The following is a 15,224-nucleotide window of genomic DNA, read 5'->3' as shown; positions in this document are numbered from 1 at the left end:
GGGTGGGGAGGGCGCCTGACCGCAGCTATCGCCTTGTGGGATGAACAGGTCTATGCAGGCCCTTCACAAGGCTTAGGAGAGGCTTCGGATGAGAAACGCAATCTGCCTCGCATTGACTGCGGCAGTGGCTGGGTGCGCGACCTCCCCGGTCGACTATGAGGCGTCGCTTTCGCAGCAGGACCAGAAATGGGCCTCCCCGGCATGCCAGCAGGCCCGCAGGGCGGCTTCGGATTACGAGGCTCGCGAGAAAGAGCATCCGGGATGGGGTTTCGGCGTCCTGCTTGGTCCATACTCGATGGGGCTCGTCGCAGCCATCAAGGAGCATGAGCAGAAGCAACGAAAGCTGTTCGCCCGCGAAGTGCACCTGCAATGCTCAAGCCTGCCGCTGCCGAAGGAACTGCAGGGCGATTTGAACCCTGCCGTACCGCCGACCAAGTATCCATAGCCTGCCGCGCCTTCCGGCAGAAGGCGCCGGGGTGGCCGCCGTCATTGGCGGCACCTCGATCTTCGGCGGCCGCGGTGTCTACACCGGCACCATCCTCGGCGCCCTGATCCTGACCGTGCTGACGATCCTGCAGATGCCGGAAGGGGCAAGGCGGATCTTGTCGGGCTGATCGTGCTGTTCGTGACGGCGGTTTATTTGAGGATTGTGGAGGAGAGATAGGGGCGGGTTGAGGTGAATGGCTGCTTTTGGGCCGAATTCAGACAGGCAGCTTTGGCGCAAGGATGCGAACTACTGCCGTTCAACCAATGATAAAGGCTCAGATCGAATTTTGGTGCTTCTTCAAAATTTGCACCTATTGAGGATGCGCCACGGCCAGCCCGCGAGGACCGATCCGCTCTCAAAAAGCGTGTACAGGTTGACAACACCTTGGCCGCTGCAACATCCTGCCGGTTTTTAGACTGGGAGGTAGCATGACTATTTCGATCAACCGCCGCACCTTTTCCATAGGCGCGGGCGCTCTGGCTTTGGCTGCGGCCGGATTTTCGCCGGCACGCGCGCAGCAGGCGTTTTTCCGCATCGGCACGGGCGGAACGTCCGGTACCTACTATCCGGTGGGCGGCCTGATCGCCAACGCCATCTCGGCAACCGGGGCGGCCGGCGTCGAAGGCTTGGTCGCCACCGCCACGTCCTCCAACGGTTCGGTGGCCAACATCAGCGCCATCCAGTCGGGCGCGTCCGAATCGGGCTTCACGCAATCCGACGTCGCCTACTGGGCGCATTCGGGCACCGGCCTCTATGAGGGCAAGCCCAAGGTTGACGACCTGCGCCTCATCGCGACGCTTTATCCCGAGACGATCCATTTGGTCGCGCGTGCCGACGCCGGCATTAAGTCGGTGGCGGATCTCAAGGGCAAACGCGTCTCTCTTGACGAGCCGGGCTCCGGCACCATCGTCGATGCGCGACTTGTGCTTGGCGCTTACGGTCTGGCTGAAAAGGACGTGCAGCCCGAATATCTCAAGCCTGGCCCGGCCGGAGAGCGGCTGCAGGATGGCGCCATGGACGCTTATTTCTTCGTCGGTGGTTATCCGACCGGCGCAATCGTTGAGCTTGCCACCACCAACAACATCACGCTGGTGCCGATCACCGGCCCCGAGGCCGACAAGCTGCTGTCCGAGCAGAAGTTCTTCTCCACCGATACCGTGCCGGAAGGCACCTACAAAAATGTCGGCGAAACCAAGACCATTTCCGTCGCCGCTCAATGGGTGACCAGCGCCAAGCAGACCGACGACCTCGTCTACAAGATCGTCAAGTCGCTTTACAGCGACGAAACCCAAAAGGCCCTGCAGGCAGGCCACGCCAAGGGCAAGCTGATCACGCTCCAGAACGCGGTTACCAGCGCTGGCATTCCGTTTCATCCCGGCGCAGAGAAATTCTACAAGGAAGTCGGCACCCTGAAATAAGAGGCATTTGGACCGGCTGACAACAACGAGGCGGAAGGGATGCTTTCCGCCTCTTTTGTCTGGAAATTCAGGACACGGAACCGGCCATGAGCGATGACGACAAGATCAAGCTTTCCGCAATGGAGTTCGATGAGGAGAGCGCTCGCGAACTGGAGGAGAAATTCGACTCCGAAATCCGCTTCCGGCCACTGACCCGTGTCGCGGGCTGGCTGGTCGGCTTCCTCCTGGTGGCGCTGTCACTGTTTCACTACTACACCGCCGGTTTCGGCCTGCTGCAGGAAATGCTGCACCGGGGCATCCACCTGTCGATGGTGCTGGCGCTGATCTTCCTCGTCTTCCCGCTGGTGAAGAAAAGCTACGACCAGCCCGCGCGGTCCAGCCTCCTGCGGCCGCTCGGCATACCCCTTTTCGACTGGCTGCTGGCGATCGCTGCGGTCGTCGTCGTCATGCACGTGCCTATGATCCCGCTCGACGACCTTGCCTTCCGCGTCGGCAATCCCACGGCGCTCGACGTGGTGTTCGGCCTTATCCTCATCCTGCTTCTGCTGGAGGCGACGCGCCGCTCCGTCGGCATCCCGCTGCCCATCATCGCCGTCGTCTTCATGGCCTACGCGCTGTTGGGGCGGTACATGCCGAGCATTCTGGTGCACCCCGGCGCGTCCGTCTCCCAGCTCATCGATCACCTTTATCTGACGACGCAGGGCATCTACGGCATCGCGCTCGGCGTCGTCGCCACCTACGTCTTCCACTTCGTGTTGTTCGGCGTCTTCGCCACCCGCATTGGCCTCGGCCAGCTCTTCCTCGACTGTGCGGCGTGGGTCGCCGGCCGCTACGCCGGGGGTCCCGCCAAGGTGTCGATCTTCGGCTCGGCGCTGTTCGGCATGATTTCCGGCTCGTCGGTCGCCAACACCGTTACCGTCGGCTCGCTGACCATCCCGGCGATGATCAAGCTCGGCTACAAGAAACATTTCGCCGCAGCGGTGGAAGCGGCGTCCTCGACCGGCGGTCAGGTGACGCCGCCGATCATGGGCGCAGCGGCCTTCCTGATGATCGAATTTCTCGAACTGCCCTACACGACCATCATCCTTGCCGCCATCGTGCCCGCCTTCATGCACTTCTTTGGCGTGTTCATGCAGGTGCATTTCGAGGCCAAGCGAACCGGCCTCAGGGGGCTCAGGCCGGACGAGATGCCCGATGTCGTCGAGGCGCTGAAGCGGGACTGGCCGACGATCATCCCGCTCGTCGTTCTTATCGGCGTGCTGCTCTCGGGCTACACGCCCTACATGGCCGCCTTCTGGGGCATCACCTTGTGTATTCTCGTCGGCTTGCTCAATCCGCGCCGGCGCATGTCGGTCGCCGACATCGTGACGTGTCTGCGCGACGGCGCCAAATATGCGCTCGCAGTCGGAGCCGCTGCCGCAACCGTCGGCATCGTCGTGGGCGTCGTCACCCTGACCGGAGTGGGCTTCAAGCTGTCCTACATCGTCACATCGACGGCCGGACACCTTTCCCTTCTCTTCGGCACCTTCATCCCCGAGGCGATCTTCTCGGCCCAGGGCCTGACCCTATTGTTCACCTTGATCATGACTGGCGTCGTCTGCATCCTGATGGGCTGCGGCATCCCGACGACCGCGAACTACATCATTATGGTGACGATCGCGGCGCCGGCGCTTGTCATGCTCGGCACCGAGCCGATCGTCGCTCACTTCTTCGTGTTCTATTACGGAGTGCTGGCGGACATCACGCCACCGGTGGCGCTGGCGGCGTACGCCGCCGCTGGCATGGCGGGGGCGGACCCGTTCAAGACCGGCAACACCGCCTTCCGGCTGGGGATGGGTAAGGCACTGGTTCCTTTCGTGTTCGTCTTCTCACCGTCCCTGCTGCTGGTGACGAAGGATTTCACCTGGCCGAACTTCTTCCTCGCCTTTTTCGGCTGCGTGCTGGGCATCACCTGCCTGGGCGCCGCGCTATCGCGCTATCTTCTGGTGCGCACACGCCCATGGGAAAACGTGCTGCTCGTGTTCGCCGCCCTGCTTCTGGTGGCACCCGAACTCTATTCCTCGCTACTCGGCGTGGCGCTTTTGGTCCCGGTCCTGCTGCGCCATTGGAACGCACGCCACACTGAAGAGGCGCAACCAGTCTGATCAGCGCCGCTCCAACGCAATCCTTCCCGGGGTTTTCGACGTCGCGCATATGCGGTGGGCGGACGGAAAGATGAGAGGGCCGACCATCGAGTCCATGACATTCCGCTGCGGGTTCTCGGCGCCGAGCGAGCTTCAGCCTAGTCGCGAAGATGTCCGCTCGTGAGAAGAGGCGATGAGCCGTGGCGATGACCGGCATGGGGCGCAAATCAGACCCTCCTCCCGGTCGAATCCAACAGCGGTTTTTGGCCTTCTTAGAATTACGGGAATTACGGTGACAGTGCACCTTTTACCCTGCCATGTGTCCGCCTATCCCCCCGCCAATCGCGGCAGCAGAAAAATCTCCGCCCCCTCCGGCAGCTTCTTCGACCACGTATCGCGATAGATCGTCCCGTCGATCGCAACGGCGATGCCCTTGTCGATCAAGGGCTCGAGGCCGGGATACTGTTCAGCCAGCTTCCTGAACAGCTCCCTTATGTCCTTGGCCTCGATCTCGACCTTGCTGTTGCCTCCGGCGGTCGCGGCGAGCGAGCCCCAGAGCGTTACTTCGACCATTCCCGTTCCGCCTCGATCGCGGCAAGGATGCGCGGCGGCGACATCGGGATGTGCGTCATGCGCACGCCCGCGGCATTCGACACCGCATTGGCGATCGCCGCCAGCGGCGGCACGATCGACGTCTCGCCGACGCCGCGCACCCCGTAAGGGTGGTTGGGGTTGGGGATTTCGAGGATCTGGGTGTCGATCATCGGCAGGTCCGAGCAGACCGGGATGCGGTAATCGAGGAAGCCGGCGTTCTGCAGCCGCCCGTCCTTGCCGTAGATATACTCCTCGTTGAGCGCCCAGCCGATGCCTTGCGCGGCACCACCCTGGTATTGGCCCTCGACATAGGTCGGGTGCACCGCCTTGCCGGCATCCTGCACGACCGTGTAGCGGATGACCCTGGCGGCGCCGGTATCGGGATCGACCTCGATATCGCAGATATGGGTGGCGAAGGAGACGCCGGCGCCATCGGCGACGAGCTCGCTGTGGCCGGCGATCGGCCCGCCGGTCTTGCCCGACTCGACCGCGATCTCCTTCAGCGACAGCTTGCCGAGATTGCCGTGCTTCTCGCCCTTGGCGATCGCGTGGCCCTTCTCCCAGACCACGTCGTCGACGGCAATGTCCCACATCTGCGCGGCGCGCTCGCGCAGGATCTTGATCGCATTGCGGGCGGCCGAGATCGTTGCCATGGAAGACGAGAAGGTGCCGCGGCTGCCGTCCGTCATGTCGTTGTAGCCGAGGCTGGACGTGTCGGCGACGATCGCCTTGACCTGGGAATAGTCGATGCCGAGTTCCTCCGCCGCCACCAGCGACAGCGACGCGCGCGAACCACCGACGTCGACCGTGCCGACGGCAAGCGAGACCGAGCCGTCCATGCCGATGTTGAGGTCGGTGCAGGTCTGGCCGCCGAAGTTGAACCAGAAGCCGCAAGCCATGCCGCGGCCCTGGTTCTTGCCCAGCGGCGCCTTCATGTGCGGATGGCTCTTCACCGCCTCGAGCGTCGGGCCGATGCCGATCGGGCCGTAGACCGGACCGTAGGAGGACCGTGTGCCTTCCTGCGCGGCGTTTTTGATCCGGAAGTCGACCGGGTCCATGCCGATCTTCTTGGCCAGCTCGTCGACGGCGCTTTCCACCGCGAAGGCTGCCATGGGTGCGGAAGGCGCGCGATAGGCCGCGGTCTTCGGCCGGTTGACCAGCACTTCGTAGCCGACCGTCTTGACGTTATCGAGCTTGTAGCAGGCGAACGCGGTCATGGCGCCGATCTCGGCCCAGGAGCCGGCATACGGGCCGCAGCTGTAGCGCAGCGTCGCTTCGGCGGCGGTGATGGTGCCGTCCTTGCGGGCGCCGATCTTGACGTCGATCGAGGTGGCGCTGGTCGGGCCCGAGGCGCGGAACACCTCGTCGCGGGTCATCACCAGCTTCACCGGCCGTCCTGCCTTGCGCGACAGCGCCAGCGCCACCGGCTCGGCCCAGACATGGGTCTTGCCGCCAAAACCGCCGCCGATCTCCGAGGAGGTGACGCGCAGTTTCGAGGCTTCCATGCCAAGCAGCTGGGCGCAGTGCTGGCGGTAGACGAAATGGCCCTGCGTGCACACCCAGAGGTCGGCGGTGCCGTCGGAGCTGAAATTCGCCACGCAGGCATGCGGCTCGATATAGCCCTGGTGCGTCTGCTCGGTCTTGAAGGAGCGCTCGACGATGAAGTCGGCGTGCCCGAAACCCTGATGGACATCGCCATGGCCAAACTGGCTGCGCTTGGTGACGTTGGAGGGTTTTACCGGCTTTTCCTCAAGGCCCTCGGTGAAGATGGCATCATTGATCAAGGGCGCCGTGTGCTTCGCCGCCTCGTCGACATCGGTGACGTGCGACAAAAGCTCGTACTCGATCTCGATGAGCTTCAGCGCCTGCCTGGCGGTGCGGGCGTCGATCGCGGCGACCGCGGCCACCGCGTGGCCGTCATAGAGCGCCTTCGTGCGCGCCATGCAATTGTCGAGGACGTCGTACATGGCGGCATCGCCATCGGTGAGGTCGGGCAGGTCGGCCGCGGTGATCACCGCCTTGACGCCGGCGAGCTTTTCCGCTTTCGACGTGTCGATCTTGACGATCCTGGCGTGGGCGTGCGGGCTTCTCAGAACGCGCCCGACCAGCTGGCCGGCCATGTTGAAGTCGGCGCCGTAGCGCGCGCGGCCCGTCACCTTGTCGATGCCGTCGGGACGGATCGGACGTGTGCCGACGGAGGCGAATTTACGTCCGGAAAAACGTGGATCGAAATTCATCTCAGGCTCCCTTCATCACGATGGCCGCATCCTGGACGGCGCGCACGATCTTGTCGTAACCGGTGCAGCGGCAGAGGTTCCCGGCAAGGCCGAAGCGGATTTCCTCCTCGGTCGGGTCGGGGTTCTTGGCCAGGAGGTCCTTGGCCGCGATCAGGAAGCCCGGAGTGCAGATGCCGCATTGCAATGCGGCGTGCTCGAGGAATTTCTGCTGCAGCGGGTGCAGCGTATCGCCATGCGCCATGCCCTCGATGGTCTCGACGCGACGGCCTTCAGCCTCGGCGCCGAGCACCAGGCATGAGCACACCAACCGGTCATCGAGGATGATCGAGCAGGCGCCGCAGTCGCCGGTGCCGCAGCCTTCCTTGGCGCCCGTCAGCCCCAGCCGATCGCGCAGGACGTCGAGCAGCGTCTCGTCGGGCTGGCACAGATACTCGACAGCATCGCCGTTGATTGTCGTTGAAACTGCAATTCCAGCCATCATTTGCCTCCTGCACGTGCATAGGCTGATGTGGCGGCCCGCTGGGCCAGCACACCCGCAACTTTTCGTCTGAATTCGATAGTGCCGCGCTTGTCGTCGATGGGACGACAGGCCCCCGCGCAGACCTTGGCGAGCCGCTCCAGCGTCGCCTCTTCCAGCCTGGAGCCGACGAGCACCTCCGCGGCCTCTTCGACCAGAAGCACCGTCGCCGCCACGGCGCCCAGCGCCACGCGGGCCGATTTGACGACACCGTGCTCGTCGAGCGTCAGGTTCACCCCGGCGCTGACCACCGCGATGTCCATCTCGGTGCGTGGAATGAAACGCAGATAGGCATCGCCAGACCGCGGCTCGCGCTTGTCGAGCAGGATCGCCTCGATGATCTCGCCTTTGGCCAGCGACGTCTTGCCCGGCGCGGTCGGCACGCTCTGCACGGGGATCGTGCGCCGGCCCGCCGGCCCGACGACCACTGCCCTGGCGCCGGCGGCAACCAGCGCCGGCACGCTGTCGGCGGCCGGCGATGCGTTGCAGAGATTGCCCACGATGGTGCAGCGGCCCTGCACCTGCTTGGAGCCGATCAGCTTGGCCGCCTCGACGACACCAGGCCATGCCTTCTTGAGGGCGGTGTTCTCTCCCAGGACGGCGCAAGGGACCGCGGCGCCGATGCTGAAGCCTTCAGCCGTTTCCCGGATCTCGCTCAAGCCATCGATCGCCTTGATGTCGACGATCAACTCTGGTTCGGCAAAGCCGCCCTTCATCCTGACCAGGAGGTCGCTGCCTCCGGCGAGGATGGCGGCCGTACCAGCCGACCCGGCCAACTGGCCAACGGCATCTTCTATTGAAAGCGGACGTATGTAGCGCATCGTCTCCCCTTGGTCATCGCGATTTCAGCGACCGTTATAAACAGTCTCCTCATAATGGCTATCCGGTTCGTCGTCTGCGGCGATTGGGCCAGGCGCCGCAATATCCAGTCCAACAGGCCGAAAGTGGCGCACTGAATGGCAGCAACCGGCTTTGGAATGATTTTCGTGAAACTTCGGTCTGGATCAAGTGCGCTCATTCGGTTTTGTCCGCTTTTGGACCGGAACGGCGTTTAAGCCGGCAGAGCCGCTGCTTGGCTGCCCCACTGAAGCCCCCTGTGTTCGGCGGCCGTCCGAAACGCCTGCGGCGGCTGGCCAAGGGTACGCAGGAAGGCACGCCGCATGCGTCCGGGATCGCCAAAACCGGCGGCTTCGGCGATGCGCTCAAGCGGGAGATGGCTGGTCTCGATCGCCGTGCGGGCCGTATCGAGGCGCATGCGCTCTACCGCCTTTGCCGGCGTGACGCCGGTCTCGGACGTGAAGGCGCGGGCGAAGTTGCGGGGACTCATGGCCGCGTGATCGGCCAGGCATTCGACGGTCAGCGGTTCGGCCAGGTTTGCCCGCACCCACTCGATCAGCGCGGCGAAGCGGCCGGTTCGCCCGCCCAGTTCGACGAAGGCCGAGAATTGCGACTGGCCGCCCGGCCGGCGCTGGTGCATGACTATCTGCTGTGCGGTGCGGCGCGCCACTTCAGCGCCAAGGTCATCTTCGACGAGGGCAAGCGCCAGGTCTATTCCGGCCGAGATGCCGGCCGACGTCCAGATGTCGCCATCCCTGATGAAAATACGCTCGGCATCCAGCCTGACCTTCGGGTAGCGGCGGTGGAAGTCGTGACTGCTGGCCCAGTGCGTGGTGGCGCGGCGGCCGTCGAGCAATCCCGCCCGTGCCAGCAGGTACGCGCCGGTGCAGACGCTGGTGGTGCGCCGCGCCGGCACGCGCCTCAACCAGGCGACGATCTCGTCCATCGCCTCGATGGAACGGATGATTTCGCCGCCCGATACGATGACGGTGTCGAAAGGGCCGTCGCGCAGAGGTCTGGTGAGAAGCTTCAGGCCAGAGGAGCTTTCAACGTCGCCGCCGCCGGGCGACAGCAAAACCAACTCATAGCTGTCCGGGCGGCAGCGCTCCGCAATCTCGAAGACGGTTGTCGGCCCGGCCGCATCCAGAAGCTGGAAACCGGGGTGAACGACGACGGCAACGTGCCTGCGCATGGCAGTATTCGCCCGATTTATGTCATTTCGGACGAAACCTAACGCCGGTAGCCTCGTCGTCAAGCCATCTGGAGACCGGCAAAAGTCCTGGACGAAACGCTGCGCGCCATCGCTGCCCGCCATGGTGCCCGCACGGCAGACCTCGTCGCCATGCAACTCGAATATCCCCGGCCACGCGCATCGCCGTGACGTCGCGAAGTCGACGGGCATCTGGCCGGCTCGGGGGGACTTTTCACGGCAAGGGAGTGACTGATGAAAGCATTGATCGCCGGGGCCGGTATCGGCGGCCTCACCACTGCTCTGTTCCTGCATGAGGCAGGCATCGAGGTCGAACTTTTCGAGCGGGCCGACGACATCCGCGAACTTGGCGTCGGCATCAACATGCTGCCTCACGCTGTCAAGGCGCTGGCCGGGCTTGGGCTGATGCCGGCGCTCGACGCGGAGGGGGTGAGGACACGCGAGCTTGTCTACACCAACCGCTTCGGCCAGATCGTATGGCAGGAATTGCGGGGCATCGATGCCGGCTATGAGGTTCCGCAAATCAGCATTCATCGCGGCAGGCTGCTGGGGCTGATTCACCGGGCCGTGGTGAACAGGCTTGGCGGCGACGTCATCAGCACGGCAAGCCGTGTCGATGCCTTCGAGCAGAACGAGGGCGAGGTCGTGGCGCATTTCCGCCGGCATGACGGCTCGCGCGGCGAGGCCCATGGCGACCTGCTCATAGGCGCCGACGGGATTCATTCCGCCGTCAGGGCCGTGCTCTATCCCGAAGAAGGGCCGCCGATCTGGAACGGCACGATGCTGTGGCGCGGCGCCACGCCGTGGCCGGTCTGGCGCGACGGGCGCACCATGGCGGTTGCCGGCGGCAATTTCGCCAAGTTCGTCTATTATCCGATCGAGCCGGATCGCGAAGAGACCAGGCTGACGAACTGGGCGGTGATGGCCAATACCGGCGATAGCGGCACATCACCGCTGCGTCCCGGCGACTGGAGCCGCCCGGGCGTGATCGACGATGTGCTGCCCTTCGTGCGTGACCGGTTTCAGCTTGATTTTGTCGACCCCGCCTCGATCATCCAGGCAACGGATGGCTTCTACGAATATCCGAACTGCGACCGCGACCCGCTGCCACGATGGTCGTTCGGGCGGGTGACGCTGCTCGGCGATGCGGCGCATCCCATGTACCCGGTGGGGTCGAACGGAGCCAGCCAGGCAATACTCGACGCTGGTTGCCTTGCGATGCATCTGGCCGCAGGACCGACCGTCGAAGCCGCGCTAACACGGTATGACGGGGAGCGGCGGCCGGCCACATCGGCCATCGTGCTGGCCAATCGGCAAGGCGGGCCGGAAGCGGTCATAGACATGGTCGAGGCCCGGGCGCCGCATGGGTTTGATGACATCGACGCCGTCGCTTCGCGCGAAGAACGCAAGAGCGTGGTACGCGGCTATGCGTCCCTGGCCGGGTTTGCAAAACCGAGTTGATCGCGAGTGGCGCGTTTTGCAGCCTACAGGTTTGCCTCGGCGAAGATGCGTGAGGCCCAGTCGAGGAAGACGCGAAGGCGCGGCGAGAGCTGTCTGTTCTGCGGGTAGAGCGCCGACAGCGGCGTCGGCGATGGCGGATAATCGGCCAGCACTTCGACCAGCGTCCCTTCGGCCAGGTCTTTGTCGAAGCGATAGCGCGGCGCCTGGATGAGGCCGAGGCCAAGCCGCGCCAGGTCGGCGGCGGTATCGGAATTGTTGGCGGCGACGCGGCCGGGCAGCCGCACCTCACGGATATTGCCGGCGACAGTGAATTCGAACGGAAGGGTCTCTCCGGTGCGCGACGAGACAAAGCCCACCGCCTGGTGACCGTCGAGCGCATCGGGGGAGGCGGGCGTGCCGTGGCGCTCGAGATAGGCGGGGCTGGCGCAGGTGATCTCGCGGATCATCGCGAGCCGCCGCATGATCATGCCGCTGTCGGGCGGCTCGCCGACGCGGATCACGCAGTCCACGCCTTCACGCACGAGATCGACCAGCCGGTCGCTCTGGCCGATCTGCAGGTCGATGCGGGGATAGCGGTCGAGAAACTCCGGCAGGCGCGGCAACAGGAATGTGCGGGTGAGCAGCGTGCTGGCGTCGATGCGCAGCAGGCCGAAAGGCTCGGCGTTGCGGAAGGCGGCCTCGGCATCCTCGATCTCGGCCAGGATCGACAGGCAGCGCCGATAGTAGGCTTCACCATCCTGGGTGGCGTTCACCTGCCGCGTCGTTCGTTCCAGCAGCCGCGCGCCGAGATGCTCCTCCAGCCGCCGGATGGCTTCCGTCGCGGTTGAGCGCGGCAGGCCGAGATCGGCCGCCGCAGCGGTGAAGCTGCGCCGCTCCAGAACGCGAACAAAGAGCCGCATCGTGTCCAGCCGATCCATGCTCTTTGTTCGCAGTTTCCGAATAGTGATGTCAATGGGTGGATGATTATCCGGAATTCGGCTTGGCCTATATCCGTGTCACCAACAACGCGGAGAGACTTCGATGACAAATCAAACCAGAACCGCGATCGTGACCGGCGCCTCCAAAGGCATCGGCGCCGCCATCGCACAGCGGCTCGCCCGTGACGGCGTCGCCGTTGTCGTCAACTATGCACGGGGCCGTGCGGAGGCCGAAGAACTGGTCCGCGCGATCGAGACCGGCGGCGGCAGGGCGATCGCCGTGCAGGCCGATATCGCCAATCCGAACGGCATCGCCGTGCTGTTCGACGCCGGCGAGAAGGCGTTCGGCGGCATCGACATCCTCGTCAACAATGCCGGCATCATGAAGATTTCGCCGATCGCGCAGACCGACGATGCTTCGTTCGACACCCAGATCGCGATCAATCTCGGCGGCGTGTTTCGCGGCATGCGGGAAGGTGCGCGCCGGCTTCGCGACGGCGGCCGCATGATCAATTTTTCCAGCAGCGTCGTCGGTCTCTATCAGTCGGGCTACGGCGTTTACGCCGCCACAAAGGCGGGTGTCGAGGCGATGACCCACATCCTGGCCAAGGAGCTTGGCGCGCGCCGTGTCACCGTCAACGCGGTGGCGCCCGGACCGATCGAGACCGCGCTGTTCACGGACGGCAAGAGCGAGGCGCAGATCGAGGCCATCGGCAAGATGATCCCGCTCGGCCGGCTCGGCCAGCCCGACGACATTGCCGGGCTGGTCTCGTTCCTGGCCGGTCCGGACAGCTTCTGGGTCAACGGGCAAATCATCCGCGCCAATGGCGGCGTGGTCTGAGGCGGCAACCAGGCCGGCTTGGCTCTCCTGACTGCCTGACTTCCACACTCGAAAAGCTAAGGAAACATCATGCCATTCGCCAACATCAAGCTACCGCAAGCGGCCCTCTCCAAAGCGCAGAAGGAAGACCTCATCCATCGAACGACCGCGATGTTCGTGGACTTTTTCGGTGAGGGCGTGCGCCCCTACACGATGGTGCTGGTCGAGGAGGTCGCCGACGGAGGCTATGGCCGGGCCGACGAAGTGTTCGTCGTGCCGGAAGTTTTTCGCGCGAAGGAGTAGTGCAGGGCTAGACCTCGAAGAGGTGCCTTTCACAAATTGAACCCTTGCCGCATCAGCCATCCTTCGTCGCACCGACCCAGTCGGCGGCCACTTCGGCAAACAGCCAGTCGCGGAACGCCTTGATCTTTTTCTGGCGCAGCGCGCCGTCACGGTAGACGACGTAGTAGCGCGAGGCGGATTTCAGCGCGAGATCGAAGGGACGAACCAGCCGCCCCGCAGCGAGGTCGGCCGAGACCAGCGCGCTTCGGCCGAGCAACACGCCTTCGCCATGCACCGCGGCTTCGACGGCGAAGGTGGCGGAATCGAAGCGCACGCCGCGCTTGGGATCGATGCCGTCCACGCCGGCCTGTTGCAGCCATGTTGCCCAGTCGATGCGAAAGGCGTCGTGGATCAGCTTGTGATGCCGGAGATCCCCGGGCTGGCGCAGCGGATGTTCGCCTTGCAGCAGTTCCGGGCTGCAGACCGGGAAGACCTCTTCATCAGCGAGAAACTCCGCCGTCACCCCGGTATAGCCGCCCTTGCCGTAGCGGATGGCGATGTCGATGCCGTCGCTGACGAAATCGGAAAGCACGCCCGAGGTCGACAGCCGCACGTCGATGTCGGCGTTTGCGCGGTGGAAGCGATGCAGCCTCGGCACCAGCCAGCGGCCGGCAAAACCGTCCGATGTGCTGACATTCAGGATGCCTGCCGTGCGGTCGGGCGTGGCGGCGATGGTGGCGGCGGCGATCTGGTCCAGCGCCGTCCTGACTTCCGATGCGTAGGCCGCGCCGACCGACGTCAGGCGCACGGACCTCGTTCCCCGATCGAAAAGCTGGATGCCGAGCCTGTCCTCGATGTTGCGGATGGCGCGGCTGACCGCGCCATGGGTGACGTTGAGCTCACCCGCCGCCTTGGAGAAACTCAGATGCCTGGCGGCAGCCTCGAAGGCGGGCAAGGCAGTGAGGGGCGGTAGTCTGCGCGGCATGGTCCACCTGTGAGTGTTGCTCACAAATCCTGCACAAAGAGTCGTTTGTCGTCCAGCCCGGAAATGTCCAATCTATAGGGGTAGCAGCGGATATTGATCGGCTTTCCTATCTCGCCGCTGCGCTGAACGACCAGAAACAGTGTGAGCAATCGTCATGCTTGTCCCCTTGCGGACGGCGTCGGCACGCTTGCGCCTACTGAACCACAGGAGACGAACCATGAAACCGATTCTCGAATCCATCAGCGCCGCGACGAGCGGTCTTGCACTCAGAGCCTCTGCAGTCGTCGAGCGCCGCCGGATGCTGCGCCAAGTTTCACGCTTCTCGAACCATCGCTTGCACGACATCGGATTCGAGCGCGACTGGGACGGCTCCATCCTGCGCAACGGGAGGTCGATATGACCAGCACCCTGATCATCGGCGCGACGGGGCTGCTGGGCAGCGAGATGGCGAAGGCCAGCGCCCGCAATGGCGATCGCCTGCACGTTCTGGTTCGTGCGGCAACAGCCGGCGATGAAGAGCGGCTGCGCCCGCTGAAGGAGCTCGGTGCCAAAATCCACGTCGGCGATCTCGACGACTATGACAGCCTTGTCCGCGCCGCCAGTGCGGTGGACCGCGTCATCAGCTCGGTGCATGTGCATTCGGCCAGCGAGATGACGCTGGTGCGGGCGCTGAGGGATGCCGGCGTTTCCCGCTATGTGCCTTCCGCCGGCTTCGGCCTCGACTTCGCCGCCGCCGCCCCGGGCTCGATCCCGCCGCTCGATCTCAAGCGAGGCGTGTTCGACGCGATCAGGCAAGCCGATCTGCCCTACACGGTGATCTACACCAACGGCTTCTTTTCGACCTGGGTGGCGACGCTGGGCGATCTGATGCGCTTTGGCTCGTCGCCCTTGCCGCCCGATGAGGTGACGCTTTATGGCGGTGGCGATGTGCCGGCGACGTTTGTCAGCGAGAAGGACATCGCCGCCGTCACCTTGCGCGCGTTGAACGATCCCAAGGCCATCCGCAGCGAGATCCGCATCGCCCGAAACAAGATCACCCAGAACGAAATGATCGATCTGTGGCGCCGGGTGAGCGGCCGCTCGCCGCGCATCGTGCCTCAGAGTGCGGCGGAGCTTGAGGCGATGATCGCGTCAGCCCCCTGGCTTGGACTGCTGCGGGCATTCTGGATACGCGGCGAGACCGCGCTCGAGACGGCCACGCCGGAAGCCGGAGTGCTGTATCCGGAGCTGGCTTTCGAGACCATCGAGAGCGCCTTTGTTGCGATGGCGGACGCCGCTGGGCGGTAGGAACAGGAGCGCGGCGCTGAAGCTGACGTCGTCGGCGCGGCCGATGAAT

At 64.4% G+C, this 15,224-nt stretch carries 15 protein-coding genes and 2 pseudogenes; 10 read left to right on the top strand and 7 right to left on the bottom strand.

Features of this window, described 5'->3' with window-relative positions; all coding sequences use genetic code 11:
- The first annotated feature begins 88 nt into the window (after positions 1 to 88).
- From EOC83_RS18885 to EOC83_RS18870, 4 genes and pseudogenes are all read left to right on the top strand, one after another.
- Positions 89 to 445: a hypothetical protein gene (locus EOC83_RS18885; protein ID WP_024501714.1), complete on the top strand. Its 357-nt coding sequence runs from the start codon at positions 89 to 91 to the stop codon at positions 443 to 445.
- 34 nt (positions 446 to 479) lie between these two features.
- A pseudogene (locus EOC83_RS18880) lies at positions 480 to 664 on the top strand (ABC transporter permease); the annotation flags it as partial.
- Positions 665 to 915: 251 nt separating this feature from the next.
- Positions 916 to 1,905, top strand: a complete 990-nt coding sequence (locus EOC83_RS18875; protein ID WP_024501713.1) for a TAXI family TRAP transporter solute-binding subunit — start codon at positions 916 to 918, stop codon at positions 1,903 to 1,905.
- An 86-nt stretch (positions 1,906 to 1,991) separates the two neighbouring features.
- Positions 1,992 to 4,049: a TRAP transporter permease gene (locus EOC83_RS18870; RefSeq protein ID WP_063168621.1), complete on the top strand. Its 2,058-nt coding sequence runs from the start codon at positions 1,992 to 1,994 to the stop codon at positions 4,047 to 4,049.
- Positions 4,050 to 4,355: 306 nt separating this feature from the next.
- Here EOC83_RS18870 and EOC83_RS18865 read toward each other — a convergent pair whose 3' ends face one another.
- From EOC83_RS18865 to EOC83_RS18845, 5 genes are all read right to left on the bottom strand, one after another.
- Entirely contained in the window at positions 4,356 to 4,601 is a 246-nt protein-coding gene (locus tag EOC83_RS18865) for a MoaD/ThiS family protein (RefSeq protein WP_024501711.1), read from the bottom strand.
- Positions 4,589 to 6,859 carry a xanthine dehydrogenase family protein molybdopterin-binding subunit gene (locus EOC83_RS18860; RefSeq protein WP_063168620.1) on the bottom strand — a complete coding sequence of 757 codons (2,271 nt, stop codon included), beginning with the start codon at positions 6,857 to 6,859 and terminating at the stop codon, positions 4,589 to 4,591. Before EOC83_RS18860 ends, EOC83_RS18865 begins: the two co-directional genes overlap by 13 nt.
- Position 6,860: 1 nt before the next feature.
- The gene (locus tag EOC83_RS18855; protein WP_013530647.1) at positions 6,861 to 7,337 is read right to left on the bottom strand and encodes a (2Fe-2S)-binding protein; all 477 of its coding nucleotides are present in this window, start codon (positions 7,335 to 7,337) and stop codon (positions 6,861 to 6,863) included.
- Positions 7,337 to 8,197 (bottom strand): xanthine dehydrogenase family protein subunit M, encoded by an 861-nt coding sequence (locus EOC83_RS18850; protein ID WP_063168619.1) that lies wholly within the window; start codon positions 8,195 to 8,197, stop codon positions 7,337 to 7,339. The genes EOC83_RS18855 and EOC83_RS18850 overlap by 1 nt, the downstream gene beginning before the upstream one ends.
- A 230-nt stretch (positions 8,198 to 8,427) precedes the next feature.
- Entirely contained in the window at positions 8,428 to 9,405 is a 978-nt protein-coding gene (locus EOC83_RS18845; RefSeq protein WP_063168618.1) for a GlxA family transcriptional regulator, read from the bottom strand.
- Positions 9,406 to 9,477: 72 nt separating this feature from the next.
- Here EOC83_RS18845 and EOC83_RS33255 point away from each other — a divergent pair.
- Both EOC83_RS33255 and EOC83_RS18840 read left to right on the top strand, forming a co-directional pair.
- Positions 9,478 to 9,594: pseudogene (locus EOC83_RS33255) on the top strand (transcriptional regulator); the annotation flags it as partial.
- Positions 9,595 to 9,657: 63 nt separating this feature from the next.
- The gene (locus EOC83_RS18840; protein WP_063168617.1) at positions 9,658 to 10,884 is read left to right on the top strand and encodes a flavin-dependent oxidoreductase; all 1,227 of its coding nucleotides are present in this window, start codon (positions 9,658 to 9,660) and stop codon (positions 10,882 to 10,884) included.
- Between the two features lie 23 nt (positions 10,885 to 10,907).
- Here the strand turns inward: EOC83_RS18840 and EOC83_RS18835 are convergent, their stop codons facing one another.
- Positions 10,908 to 11,801: a LysR family transcriptional regulator gene (locus tag EOC83_RS18835; RefSeq protein ID WP_063168616.1), complete on the bottom strand. Its 894-nt coding sequence runs from the start codon at positions 11,799 to 11,801 to the stop codon at positions 10,908 to 10,910.
- A gap of 103 nt (positions 11,802 to 11,904) precedes the next feature.
- Between EOC83_RS18835 and EOC83_RS18830 the strand changes: the two genes are divergently transcribed.
- Positions 11,905 to 12,642 carry an SDR family oxidoreductase gene (locus EOC83_RS18830; RefSeq protein WP_024501705.1) on the top strand — a complete coding sequence of 246 codons (738 nt, stop codon included), beginning with the start codon at positions 11,905 to 11,907 and terminating at the stop codon, positions 12,640 to 12,642.
- 69 nt (positions 12,643 to 12,711) lie between these two features.
- A complete protein-coding gene (locus EOC83_RS18825; protein ID WP_013530653.1) occupies positions 12,712 to 12,924 on the top strand; it encodes a 4-oxalocrotonate tautomerase family protein in 213 nt (70 codons plus the stop codon).
- Positions 12,925 to 12,976: 52 nt separating this feature from the next.
- Here the strand turns inward: EOC83_RS18825 and EOC83_RS18820 are convergent, their stop codons facing one another.
- Complete coding sequence (locus tag EOC83_RS18820; RefSeq protein WP_013530654.1) at positions 12,977 to 13,888, bottom strand: transcriptional regulator GcvA; 912 nt, start codon at positions 13,886 to 13,888, stop codon at positions 12,977 to 12,979.
- Positions 13,889 to 14,105: 217 nt separating this feature from the next.
- Here EOC83_RS18820 and EOC83_RS18815 point away from each other — a divergent pair, with 217 nt between their 5' ends.
- Both EOC83_RS18815 and EOC83_RS18810 read left to right on the top strand, forming a co-directional pair.
- Positions 14,106 to 14,288 (top strand): DUF1127 domain-containing protein, encoded by a 183-nt coding sequence (locus tag EOC83_RS18815; RefSeq protein ID WP_013530655.1) that lies wholly within the window; start codon positions 14,106 to 14,108, stop codon positions 14,286 to 14,288.
- Positions 14,285 to 15,175 carry an NmrA family NAD(P)-binding protein gene (locus tag EOC83_RS18810; RefSeq protein WP_063168615.1) on the top strand — a complete coding sequence of 297 codons (891 nt, stop codon included), beginning with the start codon at positions 14,285 to 14,287 and terminating at the stop codon, positions 15,173 to 15,175. Before EOC83_RS18815 ends, EOC83_RS18810 begins: the two co-directional genes overlap by 4 nt.
- The last annotated feature ends 49 nt before the right edge of the window (positions 15,176 to 15,224 follow it).

The sequence above is a fragment of the Mesorhizobium sp. Primo-A genome, from assembly GCF_003997175.1.
Taxonomy (GTDB): domain Bacteria; phylum Pseudomonadota; class Alphaproteobacteria; order Rhizobiales; family Rhizobiaceae; genus Mesorhizobium; species Mesorhizobium ciceri.
The sequence above is the reverse complement of the archived record's forward strand: the minus strand, read 5'-3'. Positions and strand labels throughout refer to the sequence as shown.